Here is a 17786-nt window from a genome sequence, read left to right on the forward strand (position 1 = left end):
AAGCGGCTCCAACCGCTCCCACTGGGCATCCGTCAGATCACCCCTATTTCCCACAGTCCCATCAACGACTCAACTGATCGACAGGACACTGCCTAGAGCGGCGGCCGCGGCGCGGGTTCGAGATTTCCGATGAGCAGTGGGAGGTGCTCGGACGGGCGGGTGGGTCGGTGGCGGTGCTGCACCGCCACCTGAAGGCCACGGCCGGGCAGGGGCCGCCGGTGCCGTCGCTGGCGACGCTGTACCGGGTGGTGCACCGCGATCTGGACGCGGGCCGGGCCCTGACGGAGCGTGATGTCGATACCCGGGCCCGGGCGCGGATGGAGCGGGCTCTGACGGATCTCGCGCTGGCCGCCCGCGACGAGGACACCACCGCGGAGACGGCACGGCCGGTCCCGGTCGGCCGTGCCGTCTCCGCAGTGGCCATGGCCGTGCCTTCGGCGGTGGCGGGGCAGCCAGGCCGGCCGGTGGGCCGCCCGGGTGCGGTGGCAGGGGTCGCGCTGCCGGCGGGCGCCGCGGTGGTGCGCACCGAGGCGGTCGGCGCGGTGGCGCAGGCGGTGGGACTGGCGGTCGCGGGCCAGGGCATCGCGTGTGTGTACGGGGATACCGGGCGGGGCAAGACGGTGGCGCTGCGCGCGGCTGCCGCGGGGCTCCCGGCGGGTTTCGAGGCAGCGTGGGTGATGACGCCGGTGCGCCCGTCGCTGGCGGAGCTGCGCCGGGCGCTGTTCGCCGCCCTGGGCCTGGCGGGCCGGTTCCCGCAGCGCTCCGCCCAGGCCGACACCCTGATCGTGGAGGCGCTGGCCGAGCCGTGGGTACTGGTGGTCGACGAGGCCCAGCGGATGCCGCTGCCGTGCCTTCAGTATCTGCAGGGCCTGTTCGACGACCTCGGGACGCGGGTGACGCTGGTGCTGTGCGGGGCGGGCACCGAGCGTGTGGTGGCGCGGCTTCCACAACTCGCGTCGCGGGTCAGCGCCTGGCAGGAGGTCCCGCGCCTACCGGCCTCCCAAGTACCCGAGACGATGGCCGACTTCCACCCTCTGTGGCGCACGGTGCCGGCCAAGGACCTGCGGTGGATCGACGCCGCCTGCGCGCGGGGCAGCTTCCGCACCTGGTCGGCACTGACCACACACCTGCAGAACGTGCTGCTCACCGCCCCGGACGCGGCCACGGACCGGACGCTGCTGCACCGGCTGTTCCAACGCGTTGGCCCACCGCTGTGACCGGCACCGGCGACCAGAGAGGCAGCGCTCACACACGGCAGCGCGCCCGGAAGGAGGCAGCGGCAGTGGACAACGACAGCGACCCCGGGCCCAGAAGCGCGGGCGCCGGTGAGCCGGCGCTGCCGGCCGCCTCGCTGGCGGCGCTGCGCGCTCCCGCGCTCCGCCGACTGCTGCAACTGCGCCAGGACGGCGCCCTCAAAAGCGGCCAGGTCCGGTCGGTGGCCGCCGCCTTGGCGGTTTCGGAGCGGACAGTGTGGCGGTGGCTGGCCGACGCGCGCAGCGATCCGCGTGCCGCCGCCGCTCCTGGGGCCCGTACTCAGGTGGCGACGCGGTTCACGGTCACCCCGGAGGTACGCCGGCTGCTGGCGCTGTGGAAAGGGAACGTGGCAGCCGTCCAGCGCGAGCTCGCCACCCGCGCGACCGCCCACACGACGACGCAGACAGCGCAGGAGCCCGAGCCGGGACCGGGGCCGGGTGCCGACCCGCCGGCCGCTGTCATGAAGGTGCCGTCGCTGACAACGCTGCACCGGGCGATCCGCCGAGACCTCTCCCCAGGGGAGCGGGCCGGGCTCGCGGCGGGGGAGCGCGCGGCACGCAGGCACGACGTGTTCCTGGCCCGCCCGCGCGGGTGGCGCAACCAGGTGTGGGAAACCGACCACGTCCAGGCCCCGGTACGAGTCGACGTCGAAGGCAGCCCGCACCGCCCGTGGGTGACCTGGTTCATCGACTGCGCCACCACAGCGATCACCGGAGCCGCAGTCACCGCCGGCTACCCCTCCCGGGAATCCGTCCTGGCAGCACTGCGCGCCGCCGTGCTGCACACCGACCCGTACGGACCTTTCGGAGGCCTCCCGGAGAAGGTCCGCATGGACCGGGGCCGCGACTTCCTGTCCAAGGCCGTCAACGCGGCACTCCAAGCGCTAGACGTGGTCGTCGAGGACCTGCCCGCGTACACCCCGCACCTCAAGGGGACGGTGGAAGGGCTCAACCGCTCGGTGGAGCGGATGTTCCTGGCCTCGCTGCCCGGATACATCCACCAGCCACGCCCCGGCAAACGCCCCAAGGCGCCGAAGGACGAGGCACTGTGAGTTACCTGTTTTGACTGGAGACTGGTGGCCTTCTGGTGTAGTGGATTCCGTAGGTTGGGCTGGAATTTCTGAGCTCGCACCACGAGCATGCTGAACTGCGCTGATGTGGTCCTGATGATCGCGGGGCGCAGTCTCAGGCTGGCTTTGAACAGGCGCTTCGGTTGTCAGTGTGGAATTGCGTGAGTGTCACGGGAAATCCTACGTATCTTGCTACATTTGCGCAGGTCAGTGAGTTGATCGACATTTTTGGATGTGTGCCGTGGTGTCGTGCGGTGTTGCTGATCGAGTGTCAGTTCCCTTCGGGGTGGCACCGGGTTCTCATATATGCGTCCGGCGTTGGGTGCTGGGTTCGGTGGGGAGAACCGAGCGAGTGTTCCATGGCGGGAATGTTTGGCGTGGTCTGATCACAATGGCTGGTGGAGGGGGTGGGGGAGGAGCTGGTCTCCTGGTACTTCGTCAGGGCGCGGGCGCCAGTTCGGGTTTCCTTCTGTTGCGGGGGAGGTGTGAGGGTTATGGTGTGCCTCCACCGCATGTGTGTGAGTCGCTGGACGTGTGGTGGACGGCACGGGCACTGACTGCGACGACGGTGTCGCGGGCTGGAGGACGGCGTGGACGGGATGTCTTCGGGGCTGTGGTCGGATGAGCCGACCCGGTTGGATCTGCTCTCCTTCGACGCGGTCGCGGAGACCGTGGTGCGGGCCGTGCTGGACGACGTACTCGACCCGGTGACCGTCGGCGTCTCGGGAGCGTGGGGCAGCGGCAAGACCACGGTGCTGCGCCTGGTCGAGGACAGGATCGCCCCGCAGGCACCCGACGTCGATACCGATGTGCTCGTGATCAGCACAGACCCGTGGCGTTACGACCCCGGGGTCGGCGCCAAGGAGACCCTGATCGGGGAGGTCCTCGGCGCGGTCGCCGCGGAACTCGCCAAGACGGAGAAGAAGTCGGGCCGGCTGCACGGCCGCGCGCGGGCGATGCTGACGACCCTGCGCAAGCGCGTCGACTGGGCGAAGGCGCTGCAGGTGGCGGCGAGGACATCGCTGACCTTGCAGCTGCCGTCGGTCGATGACCTCACCAGTCTGGTCAACACCGAATCGGCCGGCCAGGAGGACAACTCCGCCGAACCCCTGTCGCGCGGCCTCGAGGAGTTCCGCGAGGAGTTCCGCGCGCTGATGGAGTCGCCCGAGCTGAGTCATCTGCGGCGCGTGGTCGTGCTTGTCGACGACCTGGACCGGTGCCTGCCGGAGACGGTCGTCGACACGCTGGAGACCATCCGGCTGTTCCTGGCCGTGCCGAAGATGGCCTTCGTGGTGGCTGCCGACGAGCGCCGGGTGGCCGATGCCCTGCGCGTGCGGTTCCCTACCCCGGGCGGCGGGCAGGGCGGGGCGGGGGCGGATGCCGAGGATCCCGCGAGCCTCTACCTGCACAAGATCGTGCAGACGACGGTGCCGCTGCCCACGTTGAGCCGCTTCGACACCGAGGCGTTCCTCGTCCTGCTGCAGCTCTCCCAGCGACTGGCCGTCGACGCACTCGCCCCCTACGTCGCGCAGTGCGTGCAACTGCGGCGAACCAAGGGCGTGTTGGACGAACTCCCCGACGCGGTGGAGGGCGGTGACATCTCCGCGGAGCTGGCCTTCGCCTCGCGGATGACACCCATCCTCTACGAGAAGCTTCAGGGGAGTCCCCGCCGCATCAAGCGCTTCCTCAACGACCTGAAGGTGCGTCAGTCCGTCGCCGTCCACCGCGGCATCGCGCTTGAGGCGGACATCGTCGCCAAGCTCATGGTGCTGGAGAGGCTTCTGCCCGACTCCTTCGCCACCATCCTGGAGTGGCTGGCGCGAGGCGAACTGCGCGCACGCATGGGCAAGCTCGAAGCGGCCGCGGGCCGATCCACGACGCAGACCCCGGCGCCCGAGGCAGCCGCTCCGGGGGAGGACGGACAGGACCCCGCACCGGAGGCGACCGCGGAGGAGCCCCTCACCTTCGAGGACGATCTGCTCCGCTGGGCGAAGCTGACCCCGGGGCTGGACGGCGTCGACCTCGCCCCCTACCTCTACCTGGCGGCGGCTTTCTCCGGCAAGCAGCTCTTCGACGCCGGGTTGCCCGGCCGGCTGCGGGACATCGCTGCCAACCTGCTATCGACGGCCCGCTTCGACCAGCGCAAGGTCACCGAAGTCGACATCACCGCGCTCGGTGAGGACGATGCCCTGAGGCTGGTGGAGTACCTCGGTCGGGCAGCGCGGGACCGTCCGGCCGAACAGGTCCCTGCCGTCCGAGGTCTGGTGCGTGTCGTCGCCGCCTACCCGGCCGTCACCGACCAGGCCGCCCGGCTGCTGCAGTCCGTGCCCGCCGCCGAGCTCGAACCGGCCACCATCTTGGCCCTGCCCGCCGGCAAGCCCGACTTCCACCGCGTGCTCGAGCACTGGAGGAACCACGCCCCCAGCAGCCCGCCACACATCCGAGCGGCGCTGGACAGCGCCCTGAACACCGGAACCCGCCGCTGATGGGAACCAAGGGCTCCTACACGGGAAACGGCACACCGGCCAGCAAGGAACTCCAGAACAACGTCACGCAGTGGCTCGACGCCGTGGCCGCGGCCGGCCCCGGCGGAGCGGAGAAGCAGCTCGACCCCCGCCAACTCCTGCCCTCCCTAAGGCTGTTCGGGTCATCCGGCGGACATACGGACGGTCCCGGAGGTGGGACCGGAGCCGGAGGCGGCGGGGGCGGAGCGGGGCGATCGGCCGGGGGAGGGGCGCAGCGCACCATCGCTCAGTCCTCCCGCACGGCCGGGCGCGCAGCGGCGGCGGCGTACGCGTACCGCACCGGCAACGCGGCGGCGCTGCGCGAACTGGGCCTGGACTACGCCCAGTTGCAGGCAGTCGTACACGATCCGATCGAGTGGACCAGGCGGATCGTGGACGCGGCCTGCGGGCCGCTGGCCGACGGCACGATCGAGGACACGGAGCGCCGCTTCGTCGCCAGCGAGGTCGCCCAGTGGGTCCTGGAAGCCGGCACCGCCGATGCGCCTCCCAGCCCTGATGAGGTCGTCCGGGAAACCCTGGCGATGATCATCTTCGAGGCGGTTGTCAGCGAGACCGCGGCGAAGATGAACGACGGATCCCGCCCCGCCTGGGCCACCGCGGACGGTGAGCGCCAACTGCTCGACACCGCCCGAGCGCTGGCTGACCGAGCCTCCCTCACGATCACCGGACCCAGCGCCGCCGAGATCACCCGGGCCGTCGAAGAGGGCATCGGGGCGATGCGGTCCATCTGGATGGAGCCCTGATGCCCGCCTACACCCTGAAGCTGGACGCCGACACCTCACACCCCAGCCCCGACGGCACCACGTTCTGGTGGCCCCCCGGCCCGGAGGTCTCCTTCGTCTCCACCCTGGGGCCGTCCCTGGGAGCGCTCGGGCCGGTGCCCGAACCCAACATCGAACTCGTCCGCCTCGCCGCCCTGGTCTACGCCGCCGACCGCAGCACACCCCGGCGCGCCGCCCGTTCCAACTGGACCCGGCGCACCTTCGAACTGGGGGTGCCCGTCTTCGAGCCGGCCCGCTGGGACGCCGTCCGCGACCGGCTCGAACAACTCCTGGGATTCCTCTCCGGCGACCGCTGGTCGATCGGCTTCCACCACGCCCCCGCACTGCAGGAGACCGTCCTGACCACCCCGTATCCCGGAATCCGGCGCGTGGTCCTGCTCAGCGGCGGAGCCGACTCCGCCGTCGGCGCCCTCGTCTCCCGCCACGGCCTCGGGCCGGAGCGGCACCTTCTCCTGTCCCACGTCGGCGCCACCAACCTCGCGCCCGTCCAGCGGGAGACAGCGGACGAGATCGCCCGTCTCATCGGCGGCCCCCCACAACACCACCAGAGGCTGCGCTTCTCCCGCAAGGCCCGCCGGCCCGACGGCACAAAACTGCCCAACGAGTACTCCACCCGCACCCGCTCCCTGCTCTTCCTCGCCCTGGGCTTGGCCGCCGCCGCCGTCGACGGGGTGCCGCTGTGGATCCCGGAGAACGGCTTCGCGTCCCTCAATATCCCCCTTACCGCCGACCAGCGCGGCGCCCTGTCCACCCGCACCACCCACCCCCTGTTCCTGCAGACCCTGGCCGCGATCGCGAAGGACGCCGGAGCCCACGCCGACCTCCACAACCCCTTCGCCACCCGCACCAAAGGCGAGATGTTCCGCCAGGCCGCCGAACTCGTCGGCCCCGCGCAGGCCGCCGCATTCCTCAGCCGCACCCACTCCTGCGCCCACACCGGGCACCGCAGCCACCGCATTCCCGTGCGCACCCACTGCGGCGTGTGCTTCGGCTGCCTGCTGCGCCGCGCCTCCTTCCTCGCCGCGGACCTTCCCGACGCCACCGACTACCTCCACACCCGCCACGACGACAACCTGAACACCTACCTGCGCAACAAGTCGGTCGAACCGTCGCTGCGAGCCTTCCTCGCGCGGGGCCTGCGCCCCGCGGACGTCACCACACTGGGCCTTCCCGCCGACTACTCCGCCCGCCAGGCCTTCGAGCTGTGCAGGCGAGGCGTGGCAGAGCTGGAGTTGCTGTACCGATGAGGACAACCGCACTGCCGCCGCTGGACCTGCACGCGCACATCGACACCGCCGTGCCGGCCGACGACCTCGCGGGTCTGGGCGCCGTGGTGTTCGCGGCCACCCGCTCCCTGGCCGAGGCCGCCACCGCCGTCCAGCGCGCGGACACACAGATCATCTGGGGGGTGGGTGTCCACCCCGGCCTCGCCCGCAGCCACACGGCCTTCGACCCCGAGGGCTTCGCCGACCTGATCGAGCGCACCCCGCTGGTCAGCGAGATCGGCCTCGATGGCGGCAGCCGCATCCCGATGGACCGTCAGCAGGCCACCTTCCGCGGCATCCTCGACACACTGGCCCGCACCCCGCGCATCACCAGCATCCACAGCCACGCCGCCCACCAGCAGGTCCTGGACGAGCTGGAACGATCCCCCGCGCCCGGCATGATCTTGCACTGGTGGCTCGGGGACGCCCAGCTGACGGCCAGAGCCGTCGCTCTCGGCTGCTACTTCTCCCTCAACGCCTCCGCCGCACACAAGACTTCACTGCTGGACTCCATCCCCCTCGACCGGGTTCTGACCGAGACCGACCACCCGTTCGGGGACCGCAGTTCCGCGGCTCCGCGCCCTGGCAACACGACCGGGGTGGAGCAGGCCCTCGCCCGCCACCACCGCACGACGCCGGAGCGGATCCGCCTGACCACGTGGCAGAACCTGGCCGCGCTCGTGCGCGACACCCGCTGCTCGGCACTGCTCGGCCGGCGCATCCGGTCCCACATCGCAACCCTGCCCCGGTGACCGGCGGGCCCGGGGCGGGGTCAGTTGTCTCGGCTGGTGGTGACGGCGGCGAGTTCGGTGAGGGTGATGTTCTCGGTGCCGGTGAGGACGGCGCGGGTGGCGGCTTGGCTGATGAGCTGGGACAGGTCGCGGAAGTAGCCGCCGGTGCGCCGGTGGAGGTACAGGCTGTGCTTGGTCAGGGCTTTCTCGTCGAGGTTGTGCAGGCACAGGTGCTTCTCGTACCCGGCGAGGACGGTGGGCCAGGAGGTCTTGTCGTGGCGGTCGAAGGGGATCGGGTCGAGCCAGGTGACGGGCAGCCGGCCGTAGGCGAGTTCGTCCTTCTCGTCGGCCGCGGTGTAGCCGGGGTGGGCCGGGTCCTGCTCCCGGGCCCGGGCGAGGCGTTCGGCGCGCTGGCGCACCACGATGGTGTGGCGGTCGGCGATGGCGCGTGCTTCGTGGACGATGCTGCTGGCGCCGGTGCCGCAGAAGACGGTGGTGATGCCGAGCCGGTTGCGCAGGTAGTCGAAGTAGTGCAGGACGGGGGCGAGTTGGGCCGGCGTGACGCGTTGGATGTCGTCGACGAGCAGCAGCCGGGTCAGCGCGGTCTCCAGGACGTAGTTGACCGGCACGGACAGGTCCGCGTAGCTGCGCCAGCGCATGAGGTCGTCCTCGGTGGTGGGCTCGGGGTTGAGCCCGAGGAAGCAGGCGATCTCCCAGATCCAGTTGATCTTGTTGTCGGTGTCGGCGGGCGCCAGGATGTGCACGACGGGGATCTGGGCTCCGGTGAAGTGGGGATGCTCCTCGATCTCGAGCTGCACGGTGCGTCCAATCGTGCGCAGCAGCATGCTCTTGCCGGTGCCCGAGAGGCCGTCGATGACCCGGTCGCTCAGGCCCTCGCGGCGGCGGCTGTTGACCAGGACCGCCTCGAGCACGTCGTCCATGCAGGTGCGGGCGGCGGCGCTCTCCACCATCATCAGGTGCCCGAGGAACCCCAGGCGGGGGTCTTTCCTGCGCTCCTTCTCCTCCTTGAGCGCGGGGTGGTCGGCGAGGGAGGGGACGACGAGGTGCTCGTGGGAGTAGTGGTTCCACCCGGGGAGGGTGTGGAGCCATTCGGGGCGCATCGGCGCGCTGAGCGCCCGCTGCAGCGCGCGTTCGCGCCGCTTGTCCCTGAGCGCGGCCGATGCTTTCACAGCTCTCCTTCGAAGAGGGTGGTGGAGGCGTCCCCGCCGAGGAGCGCGGCCCGCTGCTCCTGCTCCGGATCCTCGTCCTCGGCGTCAGTGTCGTCGCCGAACAGGCCGGCGAGGGCGGTGGAGGCGAGAGCGGGGCGCTGCGCCGGTACAGGGCTGGTGGTGGGCAGGACGCGTGCGGGGGAGGGGATGATCGCGTCGAGGTCGAGGTCGCCGATCCCGGCGTAGCGGTCCTCGGCCACCGCTTCGACGTCCAGCGCGGGCCCTTGGAAGGGCGGCAGGGCGTTGGTGCGACTGCGGCGCGGGGGAGCGGTGCGGGTGCGGCGGCGCCGGTCCTTCACCGCCAGCGCGATCGCGGCGTGGTGGTCTTTGCGGCCGCCGTCCGCCAGGACGAGGGCGGTCGCCGCGTCCCAGTGGTCGACGGTCCACGGATCGGTCAGCAGGTGCCGGTGGACGAACTCCGCCTTGATCCACCGTCCGGGGCTGCGGTGGTCGTACAGCCAGGCGACCTCGGGCCGGTAGGGGTCGTAGCGGACCTCCCACCGGCCGCCCGCGCCGGGCCCCTCCAGCCCGGAGTCCAGGCCCTCCAGCGGCTTGAGTTCGCCGCTCGGGCTCTGGTAGGGGCGGTTGTCGACCTCGAAGCCCTTGTCGGTGACCTTCACCCACGCCGGTACCAGCAGCTTGCGGCTGTCCTCGGGCGTCAGCGGCCGGGGCCGGTACCCGGACCGGGAGACCAGGGCCGCGTACATCTCGTTGGGGGACAGGTGCTGCCCGGGCAGCGCGGGGTGGGTGAGCCCCTTGTGCGGGAGCTGCTGGTACTCCAGGGCCACCCACTCGTTGGCCATCTGCTGCAGCTCGTTGATGGTCCACAGCGGGCCGCGGTCGATGCCGCGCCCGCGCGCCTGGTGGTTGCGGCCGGTCCAGCCGGCCACGTGCTGGCTGAAGCCGTCGGCGAGGGTGGAGAAGAACCGTTCGCCGATCGGCTTGTCGGTGGGCTGGTCCTTGCGGGCGTAGCGGATGGCGATGCGGAGGAAGGCGCACACGTCCTCGAAGTGCCGGCTCAGGTACGGGCTGCCCTGGTCGAGGACGATCGTGCAGGGGTGGATGACGGGCCGGGCCGCGGTCGCCTCGGTGAAGCGCGGGTCGGCGGCGCGCAGGTCGCCGAACGGCAGCGCGGACGTTGCGGCGGCGGTCAGCGGATCCCAGCCGGGCTGGGTGGGCAGCGGCGCGAAGCACTGCGCGAGGGTGAGGACCAGATCGAAGGCGCGGGTCGCGCGGCCGCCGACCCGCTGGCCGACGGGGCCGTCGCCGGTGACCGCCGGGACGATCATCAACCCGGCCACGCTGCGGGAGGCGACGTCGACCAGGGACGTCAGTTCGGCCGAGACCACCTCCCCGTCCTCGCCCAGGGCCTTGATCTTCAAGGGAGTGGTGTCGATCTGGGTCAGCTGGCCGGGCTTCAGCGCGTGTGAGGGGGTGTGGGGGCCCTTGGGTTTGCTGGCCCGGGCGGAGCGCTGGCGGGTCGTCTGCCGCAGGACGTCGGACAGTCCGAGCTCGGCCATCCGTTTGTAGAACGTGGACTGCGGCAGCAGCAGGCGCTCCGCCTCCGCCGGATCCCGCAGTTCCTTGGCGTACCGGCGCCGCACGAGGTCCTCGACCAGGTCCAGCGCCCGGTTGATCCGCCCGCCGGACTCCCTCGCCAAGGCGTTGGTCACCTCGTGCATGGCCTCGATCAGGCGGGGGTCGGTGTGGCCGCCGGGCCGGGGCGGCCGGGCCCTGCGCCCGTCCACGATGAGCACCAGCGGGTTCTCGCCCGCGGCCTTCCACTTGCGGCGCTTATCGTCCAGTGTCCGCCAGCTGACGCGGACGTCGCCCAGGTCCTCCAGTTCGGCGGCCTTGGCCTGGCAGCGCTGCGCCACGGTGGTGGTGGCCGGGTCGTAGCCGGACCGCGGGTGCAGGCGGCCGGGCCGGATCCCGGTGTCGATCTCCTTGATGTGCCGGTGCCACTTCAGGGCGTTCGCGCGGTCCTCCTTGCTGACGCCCCGCAGCAGCGTCCCCAGAGGCGGCAGTCCGGTGCGCTCGACGGGCCGTCCGGCCGGGTCGAGGACCGCGAAGTCCGCGGCGCCGGCCACCGCCCTGTACAGAGCGTCGACGGGCGCACACGCCCCGGGCGCCACCGGCTGCAAGGTGACGGTCGGCCCGGCGAGGGCATCCACCCGGAACTCCTCGCCCCGCCACCGGACATGGTCGCCGACCCGGACCCGGCCGCTCTCGAACCGCCCGGGCAATCCTTCTCCGCTCACGGGACCCCTCCCTCTCATGCCCAGACCGGGGCATCGGCCAGCAGGGGCCGCGTCCAGTCGAACCGCAGGCGCTGCTGCCACAGCAGGCGGTAGGCCAGATCCAAAGCCACCAACTCGGGAACCCCGCACGCCGCCACCCCCTCGTCCAGCGGCCTTGGCTGCCGGAAGGCGGCCAGTACGGCGTCCTCCCGGTCCCGCTCGCCGGGGGCGGGGAAGCGGTAGTCCGCGAGCCACATGAGGTTCGCCAGCCTGGTGCCACGCGGCACCGGCCACAGCCGCACCGTCCAGCCAGCCGCCTTCGCGACCTCCTGCAGCGCCGCCAGGCGCTCCTGCCACTGCGGACCGGCACGGCGCTCGGGCGGGACGACCACCGCGCAGCGCGAACCCCGGCGGGTGCGGGCGATGAAGTCGGGCCGCCACCGGTGCCGTACACGGCCCTGCAGCCAGTGCAGTTCGACAGGTTCACCGCTGAACTGCCCGATGTCTGCGGTGAAGTCCAGCTCCACCGCCACCCGCAGCCGGCGCAGCGACCCGCACACCACCATCGACCGCGACGACGACGGCCAGGCGGTGATGATGCCCTGGCGGCCGTGATAGGCGACCGGATCCGTCGGCGGCCGGCGTTCCTCGAGCGCCACGCCCGCCAGGTCAGCCGCCCGCGACGAGGCCAGCTCACCGAGCTCATCAAGGTGCCATCCGACGATGTCCCGCACCGGACCCCTCCCGTCTTCCGAACACCATCAGCTTGAAGACGCCTCGGCCGGGCCCGGGCGAGAGCGGCGACCTGCGTCACCCGAACGAATGAGTGCCCTTGACACCAGCCCCACCCGTTCCGGCGCATCCGCACCATGAGGTCCGCCGCCCCACCGCTCCGAAGCCCAGCCCAGCGCCCATGGCCACATTCCGTACATGAGCCCCCAGAACCGGATGGCAGCGGCTGCACCAGCCGGTACCGCCAGGTTTCACGTCCGCAGTCCAGCGCCCGCCGGAAGACACCGACGGGGCTCGTCCACTGCTTCCTGTTCCCGCGGCGGGGCCCTCACCGGCCCCGCAGAGGCCCCGGACTCGGTGCGCCACTGCCACGGTCATCGAGCCACCGCAGGAGCTCGTCCCTGCCGACGGCGTAGTCCAGCCCCGCTCCCGCCATCAGGTGCTCCATGTCCGCCAGCCAGCGGGTCCGGTCGGCGGTGCCGAACCGGCCGGTCTGTTCGAAACGCAGCATGGACCATGCCACGGCCACCGTCTCCGGATAGGTCACCAACGGCACGGCCCTGGATGTGCGCGCCCCCAGCCCGGCTCTCCAGGCCCGCTCCGCCCACAGCGGCTCATCCGGCATACCCGTCCACCAGCAGCGCACGATCCGGGAGGCATCCGCGAAGACCCGGGTGCCCGCCGCCTTGAAACGCCGCATCAGCCGCAGTCGCTCCTGATGCGCCCGGGAACATTCCGGCAACACCCTCAGGTCCACGAAGGAAGGCTCCTGCGAGCGAGAATCGTCTGTCCAGCGCAGGTGCCGCAGACACACCTGCCAGGGCTGCGGCGACATCAGCCACACCGGCTCGCCGATTTGGCGCGCGTACCCGCACAGGGCACACCGGCGGACCGGGTACCCGTTCTCCGCCTCCCACGGCCACTGCCACAGCGCCTCCCTGCCACCCGGCAGCACGTACTCCTCGGCCAAACTCGGAAGCGCCCGCCGCAGCAACTCCACCGGCAGGCCGGACAGGACCACCAGGTGCCGCAGCCCGGGCTCGTTCACGTACATCTCGGTGGACTGCGGATACCTCTCGACCCGCTCGGGATCGGCCGAAGCCTGCCCTTGACCGACACGGCCCAGGAACTCGGCCAGCCCCAGGCCGTTGCCGTGTGCGAGCCGCGCGACGAACGAGCCCGTCGACTCACCTCCGACCAGGCGCGCCCGGCCGGGCAGCGGCCACCGAGGACCGAACCTCAGCCCCGGCGCATCCGTCACATGCCCTCCCGGTTGTCCCGCCCGGAACCGCAGCCCACCAGCGCGCAGCCCCCTGGTCAAGAAGGCGGTCACTCCTTCGGGTGAACGAACCGCAGACCCGTGCCTGCCAACGGCCGCTTCTCCCACGCTCGAACGTGAGAGCGTCGGCAGTCACCCGGGAGGGACCCTTGGCCGCACCGAGGCACGGGGGCCTGCGCAGTCCTCTGCGTGGACATCAGGACCTGGCCGTCGACTCGTGTGTGTCCGTCTTCAAGGAGGGCGCATCCCGAGCCACGATCACCATGGCCACCGGCAGCGGCAAGACCCACGTCGCACTGAACACGGTCCACGAGGTGGCCCCCAACGGACGTGCCCTCGTGGTCGTGCCGTCCCTGCGCCTGCTCGAACAGACCGCTGCCCTGTGGCACCACGAAAGACGTCCGGGCCGCTACATCGGCGTCTGCTCGCGCGACACGCCTGCCGACCCGACCCTGGCCGGCATCCTCACCACGACCGACGAGTCCGAGGAACTCGCGGCCCTGTCCGCACAATCCGACGGGCCGCTCAACGTGTTCTGCACCTATCAGTCCCTGGACAAGGTCACCCAGGCGCACGCCGCCCTCCACCTGCCCGGCTGGGACGTGATCGTCGTCGACGAGGCCCACCACACCACCGGTAATCTCGACAAAGCCTGGGCGCAGGTCCACGACAACGACGCGCTCCCCGCCCTCCACCGCCTCTACATGACCGCCACCCCTCTCTTCTTCGACCGGAAGAAGGGCGCCGAGCGCGGCGTATCACCCGACCAGGTCGTCGCCTCCATGGACGACCACAGCCTCTACGGGCCCATCGTCTACAGCATTTCCCTCGCACGATCGATCGACCAGGGACTGCTCGCCGACTACCGCATCGTCGTCATCACCATCCGCAACGAAGACCTGCTCCACGCCCTGCGCCGCGACACCAGCACCTGGACATCCGAAGCACTACGCACTGCCGCGGCCCAACTCGCCCTCACCCTCGCCCAGCAGCGCTACGACCTGCGCCGCACCCTCACTTTCCATCCCTCCATCGCCGCCGCAAAGACCTTCGCCGACACCCTCCCCGCCACAGCCGCCCTCCACCCGGACTTCGACCACTCCCTGCTGCACGTCGGCACCGTCAACTCCCACCAGACCCCCTTCGAACAACACCAGGCCTACGCCGCCTTCGCCACCACCCCCCTCAATACCGCGCCAAGCACGGCGGCTCCGCACCGTGCGGTCCTCACCAACTGCCGCTGCTGCAGCGAAGGCGTCGACATTCCCGCCATCGACTCCGTGCTGTTCGCCCACCCCAAGACCAGCACCGTCGACATCGTCCAGGCCGTCGGCCGGGCACTACGCCAGACACCGGGCGACGGAAAGATCTCCACCATCGTCATCCCCATCTACCTCACCCCCGGCGACGACATGGGAGAGGCAACCCGGAGAACACCGTGGCGCCTCCTCTACGAGGTCCTGATCGCCCTCAGCCTCTACGACGAGCACACCTTCCATCGCGTGGAACACCTGGAAGCACACCGCCGCGGTCAATCCGCACTACCCGAACTGGCAGCCGCCCCCGAACGCGCTGACGAGATCATCCAATTCCTCGACCTCAGCGACACCCCCGCACCCAACCAGCTCTGGGACTACGGCTTCGCCAGCGCCGAGCGCTTCCACCTCGAACACGGACACCTCGACGTTCCCAGCCGCTACCTCGGCCCCGACCGCTTCTACCTCGGCTGGTGGATCGGCCAGCAACGCTCACTACGGCTGAACGCCATGCTGCTCCCGGACCGGATCAGCACCCTCGACACCCTCGGCATGCTGTGGGAACACCCTCCCCACAGCATCGAACGCAAACTCCAAGTCGCCCGTGACTACATGAGCCGCAACGGACACCTGGCGCCGACAGAACACGAACGCCACGGCGGCCTCCACCTCGGCCGCTGGCTCGCCGACCGCCGCAGAGAAGTACGCGACCGCACCCTTCCCGTCTGCTACCAGCGGGCCCTCGGCGAGATCTACCCATGGTGGAGCGAGCCATGGCCGCCCGCCTGGAAACGGACCTACGCCCATGCTCTCGCCGCCGCCCGCAAAGGCGATCTCGCCTTCCCCACCCTGCGCCCCCAGAGCAACCGCGACCCGCTCACCCGCTGGCTCGACGGCCAGATCGACAACCTCGCCAAGCTCGGCGACACCAGGCACAACCTTCTCGGCGCCCTCCCCTTCACCCACCCCCTCGCTCTCTTGCTGCGCCGTCCTCGCGGCGCCGCCGAGTGGGCTTTCGCCCGGGGCCTGAGAGCGGCCCGAACCTTCAGGCGTAACCACCAGCACCTTGACGTGCCCTCCTGGTACCGGTGCGCCTTGGACGGCACCGACTTCCAGCTCGGCAGATGGATATCCGAGAGACGCCGGGATCCCGGCGCCCTGTCACGCGAACAGCTCGACGCCCTCGAAGCCCTTGATATGCGCTGGCGCCCGCGCGCGGGCTGAAAGAGGGTCTGTACGGTCATCGGCTCTGTCCCGTATTCGGTGGTGACGGAGCGTCTCCTTCGTTGCGGAGGGTGATGGCATGAGGTCATGGAGGAGACGGGCGGGGCCGTTCATCCCGGAAGCGTTCAGACTTCCGGGATGAACGGCCCCGCCTGTACGAGATCCAGCGAACGTTCGGAAGTGCGCTGACCTGCCGGTATCCCCGAATCGGCATCCCGCCAGACCTATGTGACGCTTCGTCACCACCGAATACGGGACAGGGCCGTTGGCTGGACAGACCCCTGAAAGACGCTCCGGCGTATACGCACTTCCCCGCGCAGTCGCTGCAAGGGCTGGTCGGCGGTCCTTCAAGCGGACTGAACAGAACCGGACTTGAAGGCTGAGACTGTCCCGGTCCGTGGTGAGTTGGATGCGCCGCCCCTCGCCTTTGGCGAAGAACGTTCTGTCGGCCGGCGAACTGGGCGTCATACGACACTGGAGGCGGCCCGGGTGACAGTTCGTCAAGTTGTCGCCCGTTGTGGTTGAGCGGTGGATTTCACCCAGGAGCCGGACGTTGCTGCGTTACGGTTGTGATGCCCGCGATCGGGTCGCTTCGACGGCTTTCTCCTCATGTTGTGAGCGTGCCGTCCATCAGCGCAGGCTGGAGGTTCGGGATGAGTGATCACGTGCCGTGGACCATCGAGCGGATCAGCGTCGCACTGTCCTCTCCCGCGTTGAGGCAGCGGTTCGTCGGAGAGATCAACGGTGCGCCGGCGCACGAGCTGCTCGGGGTGTTCGCCCGCTGGCAGGGCATCGCTGAGCAGCTCGTTGCCGCAGCCGAGCGTGGTCGCGCGATCCTCGCGAGCCCGTGTCTGGACGGAGACGACCAGGATGAGTGGACGGACGTGACCGACAAGGTCCTCACCGACGCCGAGAGGCTTCGCCAGCCCGCTCCCTGACCGTACGCCAGCAGCCGACGCGCTCATGGCCTCAGGCAGGGGCGGCGAAGACGGTATCGACCTGGGCCCGGGCACTGGCCTGTTGGTGGCTTGTTGCTGGGTACGGCAGAGCACCGGGTTCCTGTACCAGTCGGTGGGTGGGTTGGAGCGCGGGTGATGCTTTACGCGTCCTGTCCGAGCCGTCTGTAGGGGGCTTGTCCGAGTTGCCGGACGGTGGCGGTCGTTCGTCGCTACGGTGAGGAACAACGCCGCACCGAGGAGCGCGATTTGTCTGATCAGACTGATGGTGGTTGTCAGAAGCCGGCGCCGGAGCAGGCAGCGGTGCTGCGTGCCTGGGCGGCTCAGGAGAGGGACAGGGCGGAGCAGCTCGCCACCTTTCTGGAGGACGTCGCGGTGAATGGGCTGCCGCGGCCCGAGGACTGCACTCCTTGGGAGGAGCTCCGGGATCGGCGTCTGGCCGAGCTCGGCGGCACCCAGTAGGCAAGGGCCTGATGTCTCGTCAGCACTGCTGCGAGCCGGAAGTGTCGCCGTGGGTGGGCCAGCCGTGCGTATCTTCTGCGTGCGGTCCTGGACTGGCTTCAGGCTTTTGGAAGTCGCTGGCAGCTGGTTGCTGAGGTCACGGCTACCTGCCACGGGCATCTTTGGCTGGCTTCATGCCGGTGAGGACGCTTTGCTCGGTGCGCCGGTGTCGTTGTCGATGTGTCAGTCGGCCACTCCTGCGGGTTGGTGGTCGTCTGCTGACGGGCTGCTGGCAGTGGCGGTCTCTGGGTTGGCTGTGCCTGGGGTCGGCACTGTCCTGGCTGGGTGTGGTGCGGGGTGGTGGTGGATCCAGGTGAGGGTGCTGGGGTCGAGGTGGTGGCGGGCGCGGGTGATGGCGACGTAGGCGAGGCGGGCGTCGGTGGGGTTGATGGTGCCGGGACGGCCGTTCTCGTCGGGTTCGGGCTCAGCGAGGAAGCCGTCGCTGATGCGGACAGAACTCCATTCGCGGCCTTTGGCGCGGTGGGCGGTGGAGACGGTGATGTCGGCGCTGTCCTCGGTGCCCAGGGTGTCGAGGAGGGTGAGGATGGTGTCGTGGCCGTGGTCGTCGACGAGTTGGGCCCAGGGGCGTAGGTCGCGGCCGGCGGGGTCGCTGGTGGCGTAGGCGCGCAGTTCGTCCCAGCTTTTGAAGTGTCAGCGGACACGCCGAGATCCGTTCTGACGGTCAGTCGAATGCCTCGTGGGCGGACATCTGATCTCCCTGTCCGGTGTGACGAGTAGTCACC

14 protein-coding genes are annotated in these 17786 nt (G+C 70.4%); 9 read left to right on the forward strand and 5 right to left on the reverse strand.

The features are described 5' to 3' along the window. Positions 1-143: 143 nt before the first annotated feature. The 6 genes from ACIRPK_RS35750 (at position 144) to ACIRPK_RS35775 (ending at position 7647) form a co-directional block, all read left to right on the forward strand. On the forward strand, positions 144-1217 hold the full coding sequence (locus ACIRPK_RS35750; RefSeq protein ID WP_403046821.1) for an AAA family ATPase: 1074 nt from the start codon (positions 144-146) through the stop codon (positions 1215-1217). 65 nt (positions 1218-1282) lie between these two features. After that, a complete protein-coding gene (locus ACIRPK_RS35755; protein WP_403046822.1) occupies positions 1283-2305 on the forward strand; it encodes a transposase family protein in 1023 nt (340 codons plus the stop codon). A gap of 653 nt (positions 2306-2958) precedes the next feature. Continuing rightward, complete coding sequence (locus tag ACIRPK_RS35760) at positions 2959-4809, forward strand: P-loop NTPase fold protein (protein WP_403046825.1); 1851 nt, start codon at positions 2959-2961, stop codon at positions 4807-4809. Beyond that, on the forward strand, positions 4809-5591 hold the full coding sequence (locus tag ACIRPK_RS35765) for a hypothetical protein (RefSeq protein ID WP_403046827.1): 783 nt from the start codon (positions 4809-4811) through the stop codon (positions 5589-5591). Before ACIRPK_RS35760 ends, ACIRPK_RS35765 begins: the two co-directional genes overlap by 1 nt. After that, entirely contained in the window at positions 5591-6877 is a 1287-nt protein-coding gene (locus ACIRPK_RS35770) for a hypothetical protein (RefSeq protein WP_403046830.1), read from the forward strand. Before ACIRPK_RS35765 ends, ACIRPK_RS35770 begins: the two co-directional genes overlap by 1 nt. Next, positions 6874-7647, forward strand: coding sequence for a TatD family hydrolase (locus ACIRPK_RS35775; RefSeq protein ID WP_403046833.1), 774 nt, complete (start codon positions 6874-6876; stop codon positions 7645-7647). Before ACIRPK_RS35770 ends, ACIRPK_RS35775 begins: the two co-directional genes overlap by 4 nt. 20 nt (positions 7648-7667) lie before the next feature. On the opposite strand, the gene ACIRPK_RS35780 is transcribed toward ACIRPK_RS35775, so the two are convergent. The 4 genes from ACIRPK_RS35780 to ACIRPK_RS35795 all read right to left on the reverse strand — a co-directional run bounded on the left by ACIRPK_RS35780 (position 7668) and on the right by ACIRPK_RS35795 (position 13088). Further along, entirely contained in the window at positions 7668-8816 is a 1149-nt protein-coding gene (locus tag ACIRPK_RS35780) for an ATP-binding protein (protein ID WP_403046835.1), read from the reverse strand. Beyond that, positions 8813-11116 (reverse strand): transposase, encoded by a 2304-nt coding sequence (locus ACIRPK_RS35785; RefSeq protein WP_403046838.1) that lies wholly within the window; start codon positions 11114-11116, stop codon positions 8813-8815. Before ACIRPK_RS35785 ends, ACIRPK_RS35780 begins: the two co-directional genes overlap by 4 nt. Before the next feature lie 14 nt (positions 11117-11130). Then, entirely contained in the window at positions 11131-11829 is a 699-nt protein-coding gene (locus tag ACIRPK_RS35790; RefSeq protein WP_403046841.1) for a TnsA-like heteromeric transposase endonuclease subunit, read from the reverse strand. A 326-nt stretch (positions 11830-12155) separates the two neighbouring features. After that, positions 12156-13088, reverse strand: a complete 933-nt coding sequence (locus ACIRPK_RS35795; protein ID WP_403046843.1) for a TniQ family protein — start codon at positions 13086-13088, stop codon at positions 12156-12158. Between the two features lie 134 nt (positions 13089-13222). Between ACIRPK_RS35795 and ACIRPK_RS35800 the strand changes: the two genes are divergently transcribed. The 3 genes from ACIRPK_RS35800 (at position 13223) to ACIRPK_RS35810 (ending at position 17004) form a co-directional block, all read left to right on the forward strand. After that, on the forward strand, positions 13223-15586 hold the full coding sequence (locus ACIRPK_RS35800; RefSeq protein ID WP_403046851.1) for a Helicase associated domain protein: 2364 nt from the start codon (positions 13223-13225) through the stop codon (positions 15584-15586). 653 nt (positions 15587-16239) lie between these two features. Then, positions 16240-16524: a hypothetical protein gene (locus ACIRPK_RS35805; protein WP_403046846.1), complete on the forward strand. Its 285-nt coding sequence runs from the start codon at positions 16240-16242 to the stop codon at positions 16522-16524. 213 nt (positions 16525-16737) lie between these two features. Beyond that, positions 16738-17004 carry a hypothetical protein gene (locus tag ACIRPK_RS35810; RefSeq protein WP_403046848.1) on the forward strand — a complete coding sequence of 89 codons (267 nt, stop codon included), beginning with the start codon at positions 16738-16740 and terminating at the stop codon, positions 17002-17004. Between the two features lie 222 nt (positions 17005-17226). On the opposite strand, the gene ACIRPK_RS35815 is transcribed toward ACIRPK_RS35810, so the two are convergent. After that, on the reverse strand, positions 17227-17673 hold the full coding sequence (locus tag ACIRPK_RS35815) for a 3'-5' exonuclease (protein ID WP_403046853.1): 447 nt from the start codon (positions 17671-17673) through the stop codon (positions 17227-17229). Between the last annotated feature and the right edge of the window lie 113 nt (positions 17674-17786).

Origin of the sequence: Kitasatospora sp. NPDC101801 (assembly GCF_044766665.1) — a bacterium.
Classification (GTDB): Bacteria; Actinomycetota; Actinomycetes; order Streptomycetales; family Streptomycetaceae; genus Kitasatospora.